This window comes from Kitasatospora sp. NPDC033851 (assembly GCF_055576085.1).
Map to the genome: position 1 here is coordinate 357,503 of NZ_JBVIRL010000003.1, position 17,290 is coordinate 374,792.

Annotated in this window: 20 protein-coding genes; 12 read left to right on the plus strand and 8 right to left on the minus strand. The window is 71.6% G+C overall.

Annotated features, from left to right (window positions below):
* Positions 1-8: 8 nt before the first annotated feature.
* Positions 9-845, minus strand: a complete 837-nt coding sequence (locus ACZ51D_RS08390; protein WP_465615519.1) for a helix-turn-helix domain-containing protein — start codon at positions 843-845, stop codon at positions 9-11.
* A 225-nt stretch (positions 846-1,070) separates the two neighbouring features.
* Here ACZ51D_RS08390 and ACZ51D_RS08395 point away from each other — a divergent pair, with 225 nt between their 5' ends.
* Positions 1,071-1,379 (plus strand): putative quinol monooxygenase, encoded by a 309-nt coding sequence (locus ACZ51D_RS08395; RefSeq protein ID WP_465615521.1) that lies wholly within the window; start codon positions 1,071-1,073, stop codon positions 1,377-1,379.
* 101 nt (positions 1,380-1,480) lie between these two features.
* Here ACZ51D_RS08395 and ACZ51D_RS08400 read toward each other — a convergent pair whose 3' ends face one another.
* From ACZ51D_RS08400 to ACZ51D_RS08410, 3 genes are all read right to left on the minus strand, one after another.
* Positions 1,481-2,389 (minus strand): hypothetical protein, encoded by a 909-nt coding sequence (locus ACZ51D_RS08400; protein ID WP_465661629.1) that lies wholly within the window; start codon positions 2,387-2,389, stop codon positions 1,481-1,483.
* Positions 2,390-2,617: 228 nt separating this feature from the next.
* Entirely contained in the window at positions 2,618-3,754 is a 1,137-nt protein-coding gene (locus ACZ51D_RS08405) for a metallophosphoesterase (RefSeq protein ID WP_465615869.1), read from the minus strand.
* 542 nt (positions 3,755-4,296) lie between these two features.
* Positions 4,297-5,454 (minus strand): LacI family DNA-binding transcriptional regulator, encoded by a 1,158-nt coding sequence (locus tag ACZ51D_RS08410; RefSeq protein ID WP_188296553.1) that lies wholly within the window; start codon positions 5,452-5,454, stop codon positions 4,297-4,299.
* A gap of 346 nt (positions 5,455-5,800) precedes the next feature.
* Between ACZ51D_RS08410 and hisC the strand changes: the two genes are divergently transcribed.
* The 5 genes from hisC to ACZ51D_RS08435 all read left to right on the plus strand — a co-directional run bounded on the left by hisC (position 5,801) and on the right by ACZ51D_RS08435 (position 11,306).
* On the plus strand, positions 5,801-6,880 hold the full coding sequence (gene hisC / locus ACZ51D_RS08415; RefSeq protein ID WP_360498070.1) for a histidinol-phosphate transaminase: 1,080 nt from the start codon (positions 5,801-5,803) through the stop codon (positions 6,878-6,880).
* A gap of 323 nt (positions 6,881-7,203) precedes the next feature.
* Positions 7,204-8,595, plus strand: coding sequence for an efflux RND transporter periplasmic adaptor subunit (locus tag ACZ51D_RS08420; protein WP_465661631.1), 1,392 nt, complete (start codon positions 7,204-7,206; stop codon positions 8,593-8,595).
* A gap of 2 nt (positions 8,596-8,597) precedes the next feature.
* Positions 8,598-9,401, plus strand: a complete 804-nt coding sequence (locus ACZ51D_RS08425; RefSeq protein WP_360498067.1) for an ABC transporter ATP-binding protein — start codon at positions 8,598-8,600, stop codon at positions 9,399-9,401.
* Positions 9,398-10,612: an ABC transporter permease gene (locus ACZ51D_RS08430; protein WP_465615527.1), complete on the plus strand. Its 1,215-nt coding sequence runs from the start codon at positions 9,398-9,400 to the stop codon at positions 10,610-10,612. The genes ACZ51D_RS08425 and ACZ51D_RS08430 overlap by 4 nt, the downstream gene beginning before the upstream one ends.
* Before the next feature lie 10 nt (positions 10,613-10,622).
* A complete protein-coding gene (locus ACZ51D_RS08435) occupies positions 10,623-11,306 on the plus strand; it encodes a hypothetical protein (protein ID WP_465661633.1) in 684 nt (227 codons plus the stop codon).
* A 181-nt stretch (positions 11,307-11,487) separates the two neighbouring features.
* On the opposite strand, the gene ACZ51D_RS08440 is transcribed toward ACZ51D_RS08435, so the two are convergent.
* Entirely contained in the window at positions 11,488-11,739 is a 252-nt protein-coding gene (locus ACZ51D_RS08440; RefSeq protein ID WP_465615531.1) for a hypothetical protein, read from the minus strand.
* Entirely contained in the window at positions 11,736-12,098 is a 363-nt protein-coding gene (locus tag ACZ51D_RS08445; protein ID WP_465615533.1) for an ATP-binding protein, read from the minus strand. Before ACZ51D_RS08445 ends, ACZ51D_RS08440 begins: the two co-directional genes overlap by 4 nt.
* 231 nt (positions 12,099-12,329) lie before the next feature.
* Here ACZ51D_RS08445 and ACZ51D_RS08450 point away from each other — a divergent pair, with 231 nt between their 5' ends.
* The 3 genes from ACZ51D_RS08450 to ACZ51D_RS08460 all read left to right on the plus strand — a co-directional run bounded on the left by ACZ51D_RS08450 (position 12,330) and on the right by ACZ51D_RS08460 (position 14,055).
* Entirely contained in the window at positions 12,330-13,196 is an 867-nt protein-coding gene (locus tag ACZ51D_RS08450) for a helix-turn-helix domain-containing protein (RefSeq protein ID WP_465615535.1), read from the plus strand.
* Entirely contained in the window at positions 13,189-13,389 is a 201-nt protein-coding gene (locus ACZ51D_RS08455; RefSeq protein ID WP_465615537.1) for a DUF397 domain-containing protein, read from the plus strand. The genes ACZ51D_RS08450 and ACZ51D_RS08455 overlap by 8 nt, the downstream gene beginning before the upstream one ends.
* 138 nt (positions 13,390-13,527) lie before the next feature.
* Positions 13,528-14,055, plus strand: coding sequence for a hypothetical protein (locus ACZ51D_RS08460; RefSeq protein ID WP_465615539.1), 528 nt, complete (start codon positions 13,528-13,530; stop codon positions 14,053-14,055).
* A gap of 73 nt (positions 14,056-14,128) precedes the next feature.
* On the opposite strand, the gene ACZ51D_RS08465 is transcribed toward ACZ51D_RS08460, so the two are convergent.
* Together ACZ51D_RS08465 and ACZ51D_RS08470 are read right to left on the minus strand one after the other, a co-directional pair.
* Positions 14,129-14,695, minus strand: a complete 567-nt coding sequence (locus ACZ51D_RS08465; protein ID WP_465661635.1) for a DUF6529 family protein — start codon at positions 14,693-14,695, stop codon at positions 14,129-14,131.
* A 4-nt stretch (positions 14,696-14,699) separates the two neighbouring features.
* The gene (locus ACZ51D_RS08470) at positions 14,700-15,269 is read right to left on the minus strand and encodes a COG4315 family predicted lipoprotein (protein ID WP_465615543.1); all 570 of its coding nucleotides are present in this window, start codon (positions 15,267-15,269) and stop codon (positions 14,700-14,702) included.
* A gap of 246 nt (positions 15,270-15,515) precedes the next feature.
* Between ACZ51D_RS08470 and ACZ51D_RS08475 the strand changes: the two genes are divergently transcribed.
* The 3 genes from ACZ51D_RS08475 (at position 15,516) to ACZ51D_RS08485 (ending at position 17,283) form a co-directional block, all read left to right on the plus strand.
* Entirely contained in the window at positions 15,516-15,917 is a 402-nt protein-coding gene (locus ACZ51D_RS08475; RefSeq protein ID WP_465661637.1) for a hypothetical protein, read from the plus strand.
* Positions 15,918-16,278: 361 nt separating this feature from the next.
* The gene (locus tag ACZ51D_RS08480) at positions 16,279-16,638 is read left to right on the plus strand and encodes a YciI family protein (RefSeq protein WP_465661639.1); all 360 of its coding nucleotides are present in this window, start codon (positions 16,279-16,281) and stop codon (positions 16,636-16,638) included.
* Between the two features lie 66 nt (positions 16,639-16,704).
* A complete protein-coding gene (locus tag ACZ51D_RS08485; protein WP_465661641.1) occupies positions 16,705-17,283 on the plus strand; it encodes a GNAT family N-acetyltransferase in 579 nt (192 codons plus the stop codon).
* The last annotated feature ends 7 nt before the right edge of the window (positions 17,284-17,290 follow it).

Sequence of the window (17,290 nt, forward strand, 5' to 3'; positions counted from 1 at the left end):
GCCGCTCCTCAGGAGATGGCGCGCAGGCGGGGCGGGGCCGGGGTGAGGAGGCGGTCGAGGTGGGCGGCGGTCTCGTCGTCGGCGGGGAGGAGGACCAGGAGCTGCTGGGAGTCGGCGGGGAGGTCCAGGGTCTCCCGGTGGAGGCGGAGTTCGGGGCCGGCGGGGTGGTGGAGGCGGAGCGGGCCGCGGCGGGGGACGAGGTGGTTGCCGAGACGGCGGGTGAACTCGGGGCCGGCGACGGGGGCGAGTTCGGTGCTGAGCCATTCGGAGGCCTCGGCGGAGGGGCCGAGCCAGAGGTCGAAGGCCTGCTCGTCGGCGATGTCGTGCCAGTCGGCGAAGAGGTCGTGGGCGCGCGGGTCGGTGAAGACGTAGCGGGTGAGGTTGGGGGCCGGGTCGTCGAGCAGGCCGGCCGCGCCGAGGACGGCCGCGTAGCCGCTGGTGTGGCCGAGGACGTCGCCGAGCCGGTTGGTGACGGCGGCGATGCCGGGTTCGAGCAGCCGTAGGGTTTCGCGGACGGTGGAGCGGATCTCGCGGGGCGCGGGGGCGGGCCGGGTGCGTCCGGCGCACGCGCCGCCGGTGATCTTCGTGAGGTAGCGCAGGTGGTTGCGTTCGGCGTGGTCGAGGCTGAGGGCGTCGGCCAGCGCGTTGACGACGGCGGTGGACGGGTTGCGGTCGCGGCCCTGTTCCAGCCTCGTCAGGTACTCGACGCTGATGCCGGCGCGGATGGCGAGGTCGGAGCGGCGCAGCCCGGGTGAGCGGCGGCGGCCGTGGTCGGGCAGGCCCAGTGTCTCCGGCTGGATGCTGTCGCGCTTGGCGCGGATGAAGTCCCCCAGTGGTGTGCCCATATGACGAGCGTAGGTCGCGTGGCGGCGCGGAGCCTGGCCCTGCTGGGGCCAGCCTGAGCGCAGCCTGGGCGGGGACTCGCCCGCTCGCCTGAGTCTCCGTCAGGAAAGCAGGAGTCCCCAGGACAGGGCCGGATGGTTGAGCCGTACGGGTGAGCCTGGGGAAGATCGGGGCGGTGTCGGCGGTTGGGGCCGGGGACAGGGCAGGACTCGACGGACGGGGGCGGAATGACCGAGCGGATCACGGCGATCGCGAGGCTGCGGGCGAAGGCCGGGCGCGAGGCGGAGATGCGGGAGCAGGCAGGGACGATGGTGGGGGCGAGCCTGGCGGAGCCGGGCTGTCTGTCGTACCGGAACTACGTGGACCCGGAGGATCCGGCGGTGCTGGTGGTCGTGGAGGAGTGGGAGTCCCGGGAGGCGTTCGACGCGCACCTGGCCAGCCCGCATCTGGCGCGGTCGCTGGACCGCACGGCGGAGCTGCTGGACGGCCCACCGCAGTTGCGGGTGCTGACGGACGTGCCGGAGCCGACGCCGTAGTGCCGGGGGCGGCGGCGGATCCGGCTCCTCGGTGTGAGGACCGGGCGGGCGAGGTTGTCGCCCGGGTGGCGCCGTCGGAGGGGAGTTCGGCGGCCGACGGCTCAGGTGACGTCGTCGGGGCCGGTGAAGGCGGGCGGGGTGTAGCCGGGGCCGGTGAAGTCGGGGGTGGTGAACGCGGCGGGGCGGGACGTGCGGCCCTCGGGGTCGGTGAGGCCGTCGGGGCCGGGGCTGGTGAAGGCGGGGGAGGTGTAGCCCGGGCTGCTGAAGTCGGGGCTGCTGAAGTCGGGCCCTTCGCCGGTGTCGGGCCCTTCGCCGGTGCCGGGATCAGGAGCGGGTTCGGAGGCGGGTTCGGAAGCGGGTTCGCGCCCGGGTACCGGCGGGAGTGCGGCGTGCAGGTAGGGCAGGAGGCCGCGGTCGCGCAGGGCGGTGCGCCATTCGGTGCGGGCGGCGGCGAGTTCGGCGGCGAGTTCCGGGTCGGTGCCGGCCGGGGCGGCGGTGCCGTCGCGTATGGCGGTGAGGAGGAGTCCGACGATGCCGATGGCCATCGCGGCGACCCCGGCGGCGAGGGCGACCCAGCCGGCGGTGACGAGGGACCGGGCGAGGGCGAGGTCCGGCTCGGCGGCGCGCAGCAGGTAGCCGACCAGCAGCAGGAAGAGGGCGGCGGCCCAGGCGAGGATCGGGGTGAGCACGGTGAGGACGGGGAAGAGTCCGGCGCCGCCGTTCGCGGAGCGCAGTTGGGTGAGCAGGCCGGGGGCGGTGGGTTCGGTGCCGGGTGGGGGTGGGGGTGTGGCGCGCAGGCTGTCGCGCAGCCGGGTGTAGTGCGCGTATTCGGTGGCGGCTGCGGCGTTGATGCCGTCGGCGTCGCGCAGCGCGCGGATGCGCAGTTGGTCGGTGGTGTGCGCGCCGGGCGCGCGCAGGGCGGCGAGGACGGTGCGGTCGCGCAGGGCTTCGGCGAGGAGGCGCTCGTACTCCGGGCGGTCCTCGGCGAGCAGCGGCGGGGGGTTGGACATGGGGACCCCGTTCGTGCGGACTCCGGTTCGCTCCGCCCCGGGGGCGCGGGCGCCCTCAGGACGCCGAAACGGGCGCGGAGGCGGGCCGCCGGACGGGCGGCCGGGTGTGGTGTGCCTCATGGTAGGGGCGGGTGTGCCCGGGCTGACAGTCGGTTTCCGGAATTTCGCGCCCCGGGCCGCGCGCGTGCGACGGCCCGAGCGCTGGGAACAACTGCTCGATGACGGCTGTCAGTTGATGGGCAGTCGGGCGACCAGCAGGCGCCCCTCCATGGTGACGCCGCCGTCCATCGCCACCGCGAGGTCGTCCGCGTACACGTACGGTCCGGGGATGTGCGGGGGCTGGCCGTCGTCCGCGTGCACCGCGCCGGTGAGGTACGGGATGGGGCTGTGCCCGTGCACGATCCGGGTGCCGCCGTAGGTGTCCAGCAGTTCGTGGACGGCCGTGGGCCCGGCGTCGCCGCGGAAGGCGAAGCGCTTGGTGAAGCGGCGGAAGCAGTCCCACCACTCGTCGACGCTGCCGTCGGCGAGCAGGCTGTGCACGGCGTCGTTGACGTCGGGGATGGACTCGCCGTACTCCAGGTACGCGGTGGTGTCGGAGTGCAGCAGCAGGTGGTCGTCCTCCAGCGCGACGGCGGGGAGCCGGGACAGCCAGCTGATGTGGTGCGCCTCCAGGCGGTCCAGGTCGTTCTGCTGGCCGCCGTTGAGCCGCCAGGCGGCCAGGAAGGAGGCGGTGCCGGCGGTGGACTGGACCGGCTCGTCGCCGTACTTGGCGGCGCCGAGGAAGAGCAGTTCGTGATTGCCCATCAGGGCGCGGCAGTAGCCGCCGGCCGCGGCGGCCTCGGCGGCGAGCTGCATGACCAGGTCGATGACGCCGATGCCGTCGGGGCCGCGGTCGGTGAAGTCGCCGAGGAACCAGATCCGGGCACGGCCGGCCGACCAGTGGCCGTCGGCGTCGATCAGGCCCTGGTGGTGCAGCTCGGCGCGCAGCTCCTCGAGGTAGCCGTGCACGTCGCCGACGACGTACACCGGGCCGGGGGGCTCGCCGGGGCCGGGGGCCGGGTACGGGTAGGTCGGGGCGGCGGGGTCGGGCAGCGGCGGGCCGAGTTCGATGGTCGGCGGGTCGTCGCGGCCGGCGAGCTGGAGGGCCGGGGAGGGCTGGTCGGGGAGGGTCGGCTCGTAGCCGGCGCGGTCGTCGTAGCCGCTGTTGTCCTGGCTGTCGTACGCGGCGTGCTCCTGACCTTCGTAGGCCGTGTGCTCCTGGCCGTCGTAGGCCGGGCGCTCCTCGTATCCGGTTCGTTCCTCGTATCCGGGCCGGTCGTCGTAGCCCGCGTGGTCCTGGTGCGAGAACGCCGCGGACTGGTCCACCGCGTTGCCCTGGGCGTCCACCGCGTTGCTCTGGGCGTGCACGGTGTGGCCCTGGCCGTCGGTGGTCCAGTGCTGTTCGAGGTAGCGGGCGCCGCCGTAGCCGCTGTAGGTCTCGGCGTCGTACGGGGTGCTCGGGTAGCCCTGGGCGGGGTCGGGTTCGTAATAGGTGCCGTACGGCAGCACGTCGAGGTCCGGCTGGTGGCGGGGGCCCGAGTGGGGGTACTCGGGCCCGGGGAAGCGGTCCTCGGGTGTCATTCGCCCATCATAGGAAGACCACTCTCCCGCCGTCGTCACCTGGTGGGCATCCAATCCTCCGGAGCGTCAGCCGGGCGGCCCCTGGGGGTCCGTTTTGTCCTGGCTCGGTATGGTCTCATCAGCTCTGGCCGGGCTTCCTTCGTGCTCGCCCGGCTCCGGTCGGTACCCGTTCGGGGGCTGTTCGGCGTGCCGGGGCGGCGTCTTGTGGACGCCCCGACCGAGGCCCTGATCGACGCCCCGACGGACACCCCGATCGACGCCCCGCCGACGTCGATCGTGTCGGCGGTCTAGACCTCGCCCGGCGGTCGGGGCGGGCTGACGGTGGTGCGCGGACTCCGGCGTTGGGAGGACGCGCGGACGATCAGTTCGGTCGGCATCAGGGTGCCCGGCGGCGGTCCGGTGCCGGCGGTGCGGAACCGGGGCGGGAAGAGCCGGGCGATGTCGACGCCCGTGCCGGAGTCCACGCCCTCGATGGCGTCGATGAGCAGGTTGACGACGGTGGTGCCGATCTTGCGCGGTTTGAGCGAGAGGGTGGTGATCGGCGGCTCGGTGGTCGCGTAGACGTCGCTCTCGCTGCAGCAGACCAGCAGCAGGTCGTCCGGGACCCGCAGGCCGTACCGGCGGGCGGCGGCGAGCAGGTCGGTCCCGTTGGGGTCGAACAGTCCGTAGACGGCGTCCGGCCGGTCGGGGCGGGCGAGCAGCCGGTCGGCGGCGACCGCGCCGGCTGCCGGGTCGTGCGCCGGGTAGGTCTCGTAGACCGGTTCCTGTCCGACCTTGGCGCACCAGCCGAGGTAGGCCTCGGTGGAGAGCCGGGTGTAGGTGTCGGTGCTGGTGCCGGTGAGCAGGCCGATCCGGCGGGCGCCGGCTTCGGAGAGGTGGTCGAGGATGCCGAGCACGGCGGCCTCGTGGTCGTTGTCGACCCAGGCGGTGACCGGGCAGTTGCCCGGTTTGCCGTCGCTGACCACCGGGACGCCGGACCGGTACAGCTCGCTGACCAGGGGGTCCTGGTCGGGCGGGTCGATCACCACGGTGCCGTCCAGGGCGATGTTGCCCCAGACGTCGTGGCGTGAGGAGGCGGGCAGGACCACCAGCGCGTAGCCGCGGCCGAGGGCGGCGCTGGTGGCGGCCCGGGCCATCTCGGCGAAGTACGCGAACTCGGTGAAGGTGAAGGGTTCTTCGCCGTAGGTCGTGACGGTCAGCCCGATCAGGCCGGAGCGTCCGGTCCGTAGGGTGCGGGCGGCCGCCGAGGGGCGGTAGCCGAGGCGCTCGGCGACTTCGCGCACCCGGCTGCGGGTCTCGTCGGGCAGGCGGCCCTTACCGTTCAGCGCGTCGGAGACGGTGGTGATCGACACTCCGGCGGCTGCCGCCACGTCCCGGATGCCGGCCCGCTCCAAGCGACGTGAGGTGGTGGGGCGCCGACCGCTCTGGTTGGCTGCTGCTGTCATGGCGGACCGATCGTATGGCTCCTGACAAGGTGCTGTGACCGGCGCATCGGGAGCCTTCGGAGATACGTTTCTCCAAGAGTGAGCCGGGGTGCGCCCCTTCGATACCCGCCCGAAACCTGGCTTCTTACCTCTGACATGTGCCAAAGGAACCGGGCAGAATGGCTGATCTGCGCCTGTAACCCGACCGGGCATCTCACTCCTACGGGTGAGAGGCGGTCGGTATCGTGCAAGGCACCCGACCGGGGTGGTCCGGGCGCGTCAGGAGATCCCGGGCACGGCGGCGAACCCGTCCGTGGCGGGCGAGCGCACCGGACAGTGTTGCAACTTCTGGAAACGGAGTACGACCGTGAGCAGTGGTACGTCAGCGCAGGGCCCGCGGCTGCGGCCGACCCTGGACGGCATCCCCACCTACAAGCCCGGCAAGCCGGCCGGCGCCGACGCCTACAAGCTGTCCTCGAACGAGAACCCCTACGACCCGCTGCCCGGCGTGCTGGAGGCGGCGGTCCAGGCGGCCGGCTCGCTCAACCGCTACCCCGACATGGGGGTCAGCGAGCTGACCGAGGTGCTCGCCGAGCGCTTCGGCGTGCCCGCCGAGCACATCGCCACCGGCACCGGCTCGGTCGGCGTCGCCCAGTCGCTGATCCTCGCCACGGCCGGCCCGGGCGACGAGGTGATCTTCGCCTGGCGCTCCTTCGAGGCCTACCCGATCATCACCCAGATCGCCGGCGCCACGCCCGTCCCGGTGCCGATCACCGCGACCGGCGACCACGATCTGGACGCGATGCTCGCCGCGATCACCCCGAACACCCGGCTGATCTTCGTCTGCAACCCCAACAACCCCACCGGCAACGTGATCCACCGCGCCGAGCTGGAGCGCTTCCTGGACGCCGTCCCCGCCGACGTCCTGGTGGTCGTCGACGAGGCCTACATCGAGTTCATCCGCGACGCCGAGGTGCCCAACGGCATCGACCTCTACCGCGACCGCCCCAACGTCTGCGTGCTGCGCACCTTCTCCAAGGCGTACGGCCTGGCCGGCATGCGGGTCGGCTTCGCGATCGCGCACGAGCCGGTCGCGGCCGCGCTGCGCAAGACCGCCGTCCCGTTCGGTGTGAACCAGCTCGCCCAGAACGCCGCCGTCGCCTCCCTGCGCGCCGAGGAGGCGCTGCTGGAGCGGGTCGACGCGCTGGTCGAGGAGCGCAACCGGGTGGTGGCCGGGCTGCGCGCCCAGGGCTGGGAGATCCCGGACTCGCAGGCCAACTTCGTCTGGCTGTGGCTCGGCGAGCGCTCGGCGGAGTTCGCCGCGGCCTGCACCGAGGCGGGCGTGATCGTCCGGCCGTTCCCGGAGGGCGTGCGGGTGTCGATCGGGGAGGCCGAGGGCAACTCGATCTTCTTGGCGGTGGCGGAGGCGTTCCGCAAGTCGCTCTGACGTTCCGACGCTCTGCCTTTCACCGCAGCCGCAGGGGCGCGCCGGTCGTCGGCGCGCCCCTGCGGCGTTCCGGGCCGGCCTCCGTCAGTTCCCGCCCTGTTCCCGGCCTGTTCCCGGCCCGTTCCCGGCCTGTTCCCGGCTCGCTCCCGGATGGCTGTGGATCGCTGGGAGTGCGCTGGGAGTTCGGCCAACGCTTGGCCACGGACCGGCCAAGCAGGACGCGCAGGTCGGCTGTTCTGTCCGCAATGCCCGGATCCGACCGGTCAGGCTTCTCCCAGCGGGCGCTCAGGGCTCCGCAAGAGCTCCCCGCGAAGCTGTCCGGCATGAAGGTGCTACCACGGCGGCGCGGTGCCGTCCTCCTCAACTCCGCGCTCGGTGTGGCCCTGCTGGGCGGCGTGGCCCTGGTGTACACCACGGTCAGTGGCAGCTCCGGCCCGGCCGCGGCCAAGCCGGCGGCCCGGACCGCGACGGTCGCCAAGGGCACGGTCCTGGCCACCGTGTCCGGAACCGGCACGCTGGTGTCTCCCACCGACGCGGCCCAGGATTTCACCACGGGCGGCCGACTCACCGCGGTCAAGGTCGCGGTCGGGGACGCCGTGAAGAAGGGCCAGGTGCTCGCCACCGTCGACACCACGGCGGCCCAGCAGCAGGTGGACGCGGCCCGGGTGGCCCTCACCACGGCCAACGCCAACCTCACCAAGGCGCAGGCCGGGGTCACCACCACGACCACCGAGCCGCTGCCCGGTGCGACCGTCGGGGGGTCCGGCGGAGGTACCGGTAGCGGCAGTGGTGGACGCGGGGCGGGCGAGAGCAGTACGCCCGCCCCGCAGACCACCACCATCACCACCACCAAGGTCGACGACGCGGCCGTGGCCCAGGCCCAGCAGCAGGTCTCCACCGCGCAGACCACCCTCTCCAACGCCCAGGCGGCGCTGGCCGGGACCACCCTGACCGCCTCGGTGGACGGGACGGTCGCCTCGATCACGGGCAAGGTCGGCGACACCGTGGGGGCGAGCGCCGCGGGCTCCTCGACCTCCTCCTCGGCCGGCAAGACCTCCGGCACGAGCGCGAGTTCGGGCACCCCGAGCGGCTTCATCGTGCTCACCAACCCGTCCGGCATGCAGGTCACCGCGAACTTCTCCGAGCTCGACTCGCTCAAGCTGAAGAAGGGCGAGGCGGCCACCGTCACGCTGAACGCGCAGTCCGACACCAAGCTCAACGCGACCGTCCTGTCGGTCAGTTCGCTGCCGAGCAGCAGCGGCTCCGGTGGTGCGGCCGGCTCCTCCGCCGTCCAGTACGCGGCCACGCTGCAGCTGTCCGGCGACACCAGCACGCTGCGCACCGGCCTCAGCGCCACCGTCCAGGTGATCACCGGCGAGGCCGACAACGCGCTCTCGCTGCCCACCTCCGCCCTGTCGGGCACCGGCACCTCCCGGACCGCGTCCGTGGTGCACGAGGACGGTGCCACCGAGCGGGTCACCGTCGGGGTCGGCGTCGAGGGCGACAGCACGGTGCAGGTCGTCTCCGGGCTGAAGGAGGGCGACAAGGTCGAACTCCCCACCACCAGCGGCAGCAACGGCTTCCCGAACGGCTCCTTCCCGGGTGCGGGCGGGGGCCGGGGCGGCAGCGGCGGCGCGGGCGGTGCGGTCTTCCCGGGCGGCGGTGCCGGCGGTGCCGGTGGCGGCGGTGGCGGCGGCCGCGGCGGCAGGGGCTGATCGTGCGTCACGTCATCGACAAGCGCGTCCCCGCGACGCCCGTGCCGGTGATCCGGATCCGCCGGCTCACCAAGGCGTACGGGCACGGCGACGCCACCGTGCACGCGCTGCGCGGCCCGGACGACCCGGAGACCGGCGAACCGCAGGGCGTCAGCCTGGACATCGAGCAGGGCGACTTCGTCGCCGTGATGGGCAGCTCGGGCTCCGGCAAGTCGACCCTGATGAACATCCTCGGCTGCCTCGACGTCCCGACCGCCGGCCGCTACCTGCTGGACGGCGTCGACGTCGGCCACCTGGACGAGGGGCAGCTCTCGCTGGTGCGCAACCGCAAGATCGGCTTCGTCTTCCAGTCCTTCAACCTGATCCCGCGCACCACCGCCCTCGCCCAGGTCGAGCTGCCGCTCGCCTACGCGGGTGTCGGGGCGGCGGAGCGGCGGCGCCGGGCGCTGGCCGCGCTCTCCCTGGTCGGCCTCGGCGAGCGGTCCGGGCACAAGCCCAACCAGCTCTCCGGCGGCCAGCAGCAGCGCGTCGCGGTGGCGCGGGCGCTGGTCACCGCGCCGGCGATGCTGCTCGCCGACGAGCCGACCGGGAACCTGGACAGCCGGTCGACGGAGGAGGTGTTGGCCCTGATCGACGGGCTCAACGCCACCGGCCGCACGGTCGTGCTGATCACCCACGAGGACGAGGTCGCCCGGCACGCCAAGCGGGTGCTGCGGCTGGTCGACGGCCAGATCGTGAGCGACGTCCGGCAGGCCCCGGTCGACGGACCGCCGCCGGCCCTGCGAGACCTCGAGGTACTGGCATGATCCTCTGGCAGACGCTCCGCTTCGCGGTCGGCGGCCTCGCCGCCAACAAGGTGCGCTCGGCGCTGACCATGCTCGGCGTGCTGATCGGGGTCGCCTCGGTGATCCTGCTGCTGGCGGTCGGCAACGGCTCGTCGGTCGCGGTCAAGGACTCGATCACCTCGCTCGGCACCAACTCGCTCACCGTCAGCGCCGGTTCGGCGGCCGGTGGCGCGCGGGCGGCCTCCTCGGTGAAGAAGCTGACGGTGGCGGACGCCAAGGCGCTCGCGAGCGACGCCGGCGCCTCCGCCGTGATCAAGTCGGTGGCCCCGATCGTCACGACCAGCGGCACGGCGCTGTACGGGAACATCTCGTACAGCCCGGGCTCGGTCGTCGGCACCTACCCGGCGTACTTCGAGACCTCCAACCAGAAGGTCGCGCACGGCGAGTACTTCACCAACGACGACGTGCTCGGCTCGCGCAAGGTCGTGGTGCTCGGCGCCACGACGGCGAAGCAGCTGTTCGACACGGTGGACCCGGTCGGCAAGCAGATCGTCCTCGGCGGCACGCCGTTCACGGTGGTCGGTGTGCTGCAGGCCAAGGGCGGCACCGGCTTCACCGACCCGGACGACGTCGTGATCGCCCCGCTGCCGACGGTGCAGAACGCCTTCACGGGATTCGGCCCCGTCAACCAGATCCTGGTGCAGGCCGCCTCGGCGGACACCACCACGGCGGCCCAGGCCGAGATCACCCGGGTGCTGCTCGGCACCCACGCGATCGCCGACCCGACCAAGGCCGACTTCCGGATCACCAACCAGGCCTCGCTGCTCACGGCGAGGGAGAGCACGACGAAGACCTTCACGGTCCTGCTCGGCGCGGTGGCGGCGATCTCGCTGCTGGTCGGCGGGATCGGGATCACCAACATCATGCTGGTGACGGTCACCGAGCGAACCCGGGAGATCGGCATCCGCAAGGCGCTCGGCGCGCCGCGTGCGGTGATCCTCGGGCAGTTCCTGACCGAGTCGACGCTGCTGTCGGTGATCGGCGCGGGGTTGGGCGTCGCGGCCGGGATGGCCGGCTCGCACTTCAGCATCGTCGGCATCAAGCCGGTGGTGATCCCCGAATCGGTGCTCGGCGCGTTCGGCATCGCCGTCGCCATCGGGCTGTTCTTCGGCAGCTACCCCGCCAACCGGGCCGCCTCGCTGCGGCCGATCGACGCCCTCCGCCACGAGTAGGACTCCACCCATGAGCAAAGAGATCGCCACGGTCAGCAGTACCCCGGCCGAGCAGGTCGCCCTGCTCTCCACCCCGCCGGACGCCCGCGACGTTTCGGCCGAGCTGGCCGCGCCGCCGCGTCGGAAGCTGCCCTGGATCAGCCTGGTGCTGGCGGGTGGCGTGATCGCCACCGGTGCCTTCGCGGGCGGGGTCTGGTACCAGCAGAACAACGGCTCCTCCAACGGCAAGTCCGCCCGGCCTGCGGCCGCTGCGGGTGCCTCCGCCGGTCAGCAGCGTGGCGCCGGTGCCGCCGGTGGCTACGGGCAGAACGGCGGCGGACAGGGCGGGGGCGGCCAGAACGGCTCCCGCCGTGGGGGCCAGGGAGCCGGCCAGGGCGCCGGTCAGGGGCAGGGCGGCGGGCAGGGCGGACAGCCCGGTTTCGCCCGTGGCACCGTAAAGGCCGTGGACGGCAACGTCGTGTACCTGACAGACTCCAATGGCAACACGGTCAAGGTCACCACCGGCGACGCGACGAAGGTCCAGCTCAACAAGGAGGGCAAGGTCACCGACCTGCAGCCCGGCCAGAGCGTGACCGTCGTCGGCACCCCCGACGCCAACGGTGGCTACACCGCGAACCAGCTCGTCGAAGGAGCCGCAGCAGGCGGCTTCGGCGGCGGAGCCGGCGGCGGTAACCGGAACCCGTCCGGCGGCTGACCCGGCACGAGTCGGACGACCGCGAGGCCCTCGCCCCTTCCCTGGGCGAGGGCCTTCGCGTGTGCTCAGCGCGGTTCGCGGTCGTCGGGACGCGGCATCCTCGGGGTCGCGACGACACCGGGGGCCATGGTGGCGAGCGCGAGGGCCAGAAGGGCGACGAGCACGGCGCCGACGAAGAACCTCACCGCTCCCACGCCTCGTTCCGGTCCAGATCGCGGAGGAGGTGGAGGAGGTTCAGGAGAGTACTCACCGGCGCGTTGCCGAAGTCGACCAGGAGACGCCCGTCGAGGGTGGCCTCCCCGGCCGAGGCGGAACCCCAGAGGAGCCCGTACGGAAGCCCCCGCCGGTGCAACTCGCCGAGGAGCGCCGTGATCTGCGGCGTGGTGTAGTCGAGCATCCGGGGGTCGTCCGGGGCGACGGGCGGGCGGGTCATGCGGCGGAGTCCAGCTCGTACCAGACCGTTTTGCCACGCTTCTGCGGATCGACACCCCACCGGTGGGTGAGGCCGGAGACCAGCTGGAGGCCGCGCCCGGTCTCGGCGAGACGGTCGAGGGACTGCTCTTGGGGGAGCGCGTCGCTCTCGTCCGAGACGCAGACCCGGAGGGTGCAGTTCAGGAGGGAGAACCAGACGACGGGCGCGGGGGTCGCGCCGTGCCGCCAGGCGTTGACGATGAGTTCGGCGAGGGCGAGTTCGGCGTTGAAGATGGTCTCCGGGTCCCAGTCGGACCGGGTCAGGGCGTCCCGGAGAGCCTGCCGGCTGAGGGTGAGCGAGGGGGTGTTACGGGTGCACACGGGAACCTCCGCGAGGCTGTGGTGTGGGGAGAGGGAAAGCCGTGAGCCAGGCCGGTTGCCGGTTGCTCTTCGGCGTACGGGCAGCAGGCGCCTACTGCCCGGAACGAAGGCATTGCTGACGATCCGTAGGATTCATCTGAGAGTGACCATAGCGCGGCCCGCCACAGATTTGTGGCAGACAGCGAGAAGTTCCCCCGAACGTGGTGGCAGCACTGAGGCAGACTGGTCCCCATGGCTCTTCGATCGAACCCAACTCTCCGCCAGCTGCGGTTGGGTGCCGAACTGCGCAGGATGCGGGAGCAGGCCGGCCTCGGCGGCAGCCAGCTCGCCCGTGCGCTGGGCATCAACCCCGCCCACGTGACCCAGATGGAGAGCGGGAAGACCGGCATCAGCGTCGAACGCCTCCGCACGATCGCCGCGCTGTGCATGTGCGTCAACGAGCCCCTGATCGATGCGCTGGCGGACATCATCACGGATCGCGATCGAGGCGGCTGGTGGGAGGAGTATCGAGGAAGCCTCTCATCGGACTTCCTTGAGGTGGCTGAGATCGAGGGGCGTGCGAGTGGACTCTCGACGTACACGATGGCCTTCATTCCTGGATTGCTCCAGACCGGCGCCTACGCCTCCGCCATCTTCGCGCGAAACCTTCCGCCTCTCCCGCACCATGAGGTCGACTTGAGGACGGCTTTCCGCATGCAGCGGCAGCGCGTCGTACGATCTGGTGAAACGCCGTACGTTGCGTACATCCATGAGGCGGCGCTGCGCATGCAGTTCAGCGGTCCCAAGGTTCAAGCTGAACAACTCGGCAGCCTCATCGAGGATTCAGAGCGGCCGACCATCTCGATCCGAGCCGTGCTGTTCGATGTCGACACGCTTCCACTCACGCACGAGAACTTCACGTACGCCGAAGGTCCGATCCCTGAACTGGACACGGCGCAGTTGGATTCAGGACTCGGCAACGTGCTCTTCGATGCACCGGCCCACATGGCGCGGTTCCGCACCCTAATCGCCCGGATCGACGCGGCGGCCCTCTCAGAGGACGAATCCCGAGAGTTCATTCGATCCATTATGAAGGATATGGAAAGCAAGTATGCGTAACTCCTCCTGGCAGAAGTCAAGTTACTCAGGCGCGAACTCCGAGTGCGTCGAGGTGCGCGTCGTTGAGGGGGCGATCGAACTCCGGGAGTCGGACGAGGGCGACGTCATCGTCCGCACTTCCTCCCTCAAGTTCGCGGCCTTCCTCCAGGGTGTGAAGGCCGGCGAGTTCGACCACCTCGTCACCTCTGTCTAGCAAATCGTGCCGGCGGCCTCTTGCTTCCAGCAAGAGGCCGCCGGCACCTAGACAGTGAGTTCTCCTTCGATTGCCTCACCACCACCTCCTAGCGCACCCGCTTTGCTGGGCGGTCGTCATGCTGTACATCTGACGATCATGAAAAAAGACCAGGTCGGCAGACTCATCGGTGCCAGCTTCGGGCTCGTCTTCGTCCAGGCGAATGCCGGGGCCTTGCCGACCGCCCTCGGTGCTCCCCTGCGGGTGCTCGCCCTCCTCGCGTTCCTCCGGGTCCTGTTCGCCGGTCGAGGGGCCGCCGCTCCCGCGACCAACGGCACGGCCGCGCCGAGCAGCATGGGCTTCGGGCGGGGCTACTGGTACGTGGTGGCAGCCGAAGTGGTCGCGGTCGCGGTCGGCCTGATGGTGGTCAACAAGGTGCTGCACACCGGGACCGTCGCCTGGATCACCTTCGTGGTCGGCGTCCACTTCTTCGGTCTCGCAGTCGTGTGGAAGCGGCCCGACCTGCACGTCCTCGCCGGGTCGATGGCGGCCTGCGGTGTGGGCGGCCTGGTGCTGGCCGCCCTCGGTGCCTCCACCGCCGTGATCGCGGTGGTCGCCGGAATCGTTCCCGGCGCGCTCCTGCTCGGTTCGGTGCTGTGGTCCGGCCGGGCAGTCGCCGCACACTGAGCAATCGCTTGCAGACAGGCAGACGGCCCCTTGCAGACACGCAAGGGGCCGTCGGCGTTGCCCGGTCAGAAGCTCACAGGCCGGGCACGTGGTAGTCGTTGAGGCGCCAGAGCGCGGCGCTGTACCAGAGCAGGGCGATCAGGACGATCAGTGCTCCCCCGGCGGCGGGCAGGGCCCAGCCGGGCAGCCGGCGGTGCCGGACCACGATGACCTTCGCGACGAACGCGCCGTAGAGGAAGCACCCGGCGAGCGAGTGCAGCGCGATCCGGCTGTCCGTCAGCTGCACGCCGTAGGCGGTGAGGCAGTGGTAGGCGATCGGGAGGGAGAGCAGGAGCGCGCCCAGGCCGACCAGCCGGTGCCCGGTCCGGACCGACCGGGGCGCGGCGCGTAGACCGGGCAGCCGGCCGTACATCCACAGCGCCAGCAGGAGCTGGACCAGCGCGAGGCCCAGCAGGGCGGTGCCGAGCTGGGCCTTGAGCTGGTTGGCGTCGTCGAAGCGGCGGCCGAAGAGACTGCTCGCGTAGTCGGGGGTGTGTGCCCGGCCGTACCAGAAGAGGCCGGCCGTCACCGCCACCGGCAGGAGTGCCCACAGGAGGCCGGTGGCCCGCCGGGGGCGGGGCGGCCGTTCGACGGCGTGCATCGGATCAGCTGCCCTCGACCTTGTCCCCTGCGGCGTTGACCACGTACCACTTGGCACCGAAGGCGCTGGACTCCTCGCCGTTGGTGTCGCCCTGCGCCTTGTCGCCCTCGAAGTAGTAGAGCGGGTGGCCGTTGTAGACGATCTGGGTCTTGCCGTCCTTGCGGGTGGCGGTGGTGATCTTGGCCTGGTCGGCGCCGTTCGCGGCGGTGGGGGCGCCGGTGGTCAGGACGGGCGGCCAGGCGGCGGCGCATGCGTCGTAGCAGGTCGGGGTGGGCGAGGTGTCCGCCTCGAACAGGTAGAGCGTCTTGCCCTGGGAGTCGACCAGGATGTTCTGGTACTTGCCGATGGTGGCCGCCGCGACCACGGTGCCGCCGCCGGTTGCTCCGGCGGAGGGGCTCGCGCTCTCCGTCGACGTCGCCGCAGCGGTCGGGCTTCCGGAGGAGCCCGCCATGGTCGTCGTCGCAGGTGAGGAGCCGGCGGCAGACGTCGTGCTCTTGCTGCTGGAGCAGCCGCTGCACAGCACGGTGATCAGGGCGGCGGCGGCCAGGGCGGTCACCGTGCGGGAAGTTCTCATGGGATTGTCTCTCCGGCCAGGGTGGGAATGGGTGCCACCACTTCAGCCTGAAGGAGCCTGCCGCCTCACCAGGCACGCCAGCGGGTGGGCAAGGCGGGACGGCCGTTAACCCTGATGGCCGACAGCAACACGCCGTTCCGGCGGCGAGGGTGGGCCCAGACCCACCCACCTGTACGGCTGGACCCGTAGGTGGCGGGGCTCGCGCTCCGTAGCGTCGTTTCCACCACGACACGGAGGAGAAGGACCATGGCGACCACGACCACCCGGGACGGCTTCACCACGGTGAAGACGTGCGTCACGCTCTTCGGCGCCGTCAGCGCGATCGTTCTCGGCACGGTCGCCGTGATGGCGTTCACCGGCCACGAGGCGACCCCGTTCATGTGGATCCGTGGCGCCGTCCTCCTCGGGGCCGCCCCGCTGATCCACCGGCTGGTGAGCCGGGCCGCCGCCGGCTCGGCCAAGGCCTTCGACCGCGTCCGCACCCTCGTCACGATCATGCCGATCGCCATCGTCGGTGTGGATCTGATCCCGGGCCTCTGCCCCGTCTGGTACGCCGTCCTCCAGGGCCTCTCCGCCCTCGCCCTGGTTTCTGCCGCCGTCCTCGCCCGCACCTCCCCGCTGAGCGCCGCCTTCCCCGAGGAGGGGTGAACCCTCAGCGGGGTCCCGACGAATTTCCCACGTCATCGATTCACAAGCCTTGACCGTGTGTTCACACCTTTCGGGAGCATCGGGGGCGCCGGTCGCGGGGGGAAATAAGACGACCGGACGGTCCTTGGTGCGTTCACCGCGTAGGCGACCGGTCTGCCCCGATGCCTGTGACCAGCCGGGAAAGGGCAGATCGGGCATGGCGAACGTTCTCCACAGCGACGAGCAACTCCTGTGCGCCAGAGCCGACTTGGCCTCGATATCGAGCGCGGACCCGGCGAATTGTCCGCGCGGGAAGTCGGCCCGTCCGACTTCCTGCGCGGCAATCACCGACGGCCACCGGGTTCCGGGGCAGGATCGCGGCATGAAGTACATGGTGCTGATGTACGCCGATCCCGCAGCGACCGCGGCGATGTCCGACGAGCAGCGCGCCGACGTGTTCCGCCGGCACGAAGCGCTCCACCAGGACCTCGAAGGCACCGGCGAGATGCTCAACGGAGCCGGGCTGGCCTACCCGAAGGACACGACCACCCTCCGGTGGCACAGCGACGGAACCACCCCGGCGGACGGGCCGCTCAAGGAGGCGGCCGAACACCTGACCGCCTACTACGTGATCGACTGCGCGACCCCGGAACGGGCCCGGGAGATCGCCGCACGCGTCCTCGACTTCCACGTCGTAGCGGTCGAGGTGCGGCCGGTCCACGACTGGTTCGGCATGGGCTGAGACCCGGCGGCGGCCCGCCCCGGATATTCGATGGCGGGCCCGGCGGCGCCTGGTGAGGATCGCAGGATGCATCCCTTCCCGGATCCTTTCTTGCAGACCGAACGGCTCGTGCTGCGCCCGTTCACCGAGGCCGACGCCGACCACCTCTTCGCGCTGGACAACGACCCCGAGGTCATGCGCTTCATCAACGGCGGCAAGCCGGCCGACCCCGAGGCGATCCGGACGCGGACCCTTCCCCGGCTCCTCCACGACCACCCCTGTTCGGGGACCCGGGGCTTCTGGGCCACCGAGGAGAAGGCCACCGGAACCTTCCTGGGCTGGTTCGAACTCCGCCCCCTCGACGACCACGACCCCGCCGTGGTCGAACTCGGCTACCGCCTGAACCGGGCGGCCTGGGGCAAGGGCTACGCCACCGAGGGATCGCGCGCCCTGATCGACAAGGGATTCACCGACCTGGCGGTCCGGCGGATCACCGCGAACACCATGGCCGTGAACACCCCCTCCCGGCGCGTGATGGAGAAGTGCGGCCTGTCCTTCCTCCGGAGCTTCCACGGCGACTGGCCGGAGTCCATCCCGGGATCGGAACACGGCGAGGTCGAGTACGAACTCCTCAAGTCGGTCTGGGAACAGCAGCAGCCTCGGTAGCCCCCCC

What these genes read in the sequence shown, in the direction of transcription:
- ACZ51D_RS08430 (WP_465615527.1), top strand. Translation starts at nt 9,398, where the DNA reads ATGATCCTCTGGCAGACGCTCCGCTTCGCGGTCGGCGGCCTCGCCGCC.
- ACZ51D_RS08450 (WP_465615535.1), top strand. Translation starts at nt 12,330, where the DNA reads ATGGCTCTTCGATCGAACCCAACTCTCCGCCAGCTGCGGTTGGGTGCC.
- ACZ51D_RS08395 (WP_465615521.1), top strand. Translation starts at nt 1,071, where the DNA reads ATGACCGAGCGGATCACGGCGATCGCGAGGCTGCGGGCGAAGGCCGGG.
- ACZ51D_RS08470 (WP_465615543.1), bottom strand. Translation starts at nt 15,269, where the DNA reads ATGAGAACTTCCCGCACGGTGACCGCCCTGGCCGCCGCCGCCCTGATC.
- ACZ51D_RS08440 (WP_465615531.1), bottom strand. Translation starts at nt 11,739, where the DNA reads ATGACCCGCCCGCCCGTCGCCCCGGACGACCCCCGGATGCTCGACTAC.
- ACZ51D_RS08475 (WP_465661637.1), top strand. Translation starts at nt 15,516, where the DNA reads ATGGCGACCACGACCACCCGGGACGGCTTCACCACGGTGAAGACGTGC.
- ACZ51D_RS08390 (WP_465615519.1), bottom strand. Translation starts at nt 845, where the DNA reads ATGGGCACACCACTGGGGGACTTCATCCGCGCCAAGCGCGACAGCATC.
- ACZ51D_RS08485 (WP_465661641.1), top strand. Translation starts at nt 16,705, where the DNA reads ATGCATCCCTTCCCGGATCCTTTCTTGCAGACCGAACGGCTCGTGCTG.
- ACZ51D_RS08400 (WP_465661629.1), bottom strand. Translation starts at nt 2,389, where the DNA reads ATGTCCAACCCCCCGCCGCTGCTCGCCGAGGACCGCCCGGAGTACGAG.
- ACZ51D_RS08455 (WP_465615537.1), top strand. Translation starts at nt 13,189, where the DNA reads ATGCGTAACTCCTCCTGGCAGAAGTCAAGTTACTCAGGCGCGAACTCC.
- ACZ51D_RS08460 (WP_465615539.1), top strand. Translation starts at nt 13,528, where the DNA reads ATGAAAAAAGACCAGGTCGGCAGACTCATCGGTGCCAGCTTCGGGCTC.
- ACZ51D_RS08435 (WP_465661633.1), top strand. Translation starts at nt 10,623, where the DNA reads ATGAGCAAAGAGATCGCCACGGTCAGCAGTACCCCGGCCGAGCAGGTC.
- ACZ51D_RS08420 (WP_465661631.1), top strand. Translation starts at nt 7,204, where the DNA reads ATGAAGGTGCTACCACGGCGGCGCGGTGCCGTCCTCCTCAACTCCGCG.
- ACZ51D_RS08480 (WP_465661639.1), top strand. Translation starts at nt 16,279, where the DNA reads ATGAAGTACATGGTGCTGATGTACGCCGATCCCGCAGCGACCGCGGCG.
- ACZ51D_RS08465 (WP_465661635.1), bottom strand. Translation starts at nt 14,695, where the DNA reads ATGCACGCCGTCGAACGGCCGCCCCGCCCCCGGCGGGCCACCGGCCTC.
- ACZ51D_RS08410 (WP_188296553.1), bottom strand. Translation starts at nt 5,454, where the DNA reads ATGACAGCAGCAGCCAACCAGAGCGGTCGGCGCCCCACCACCTCACGT.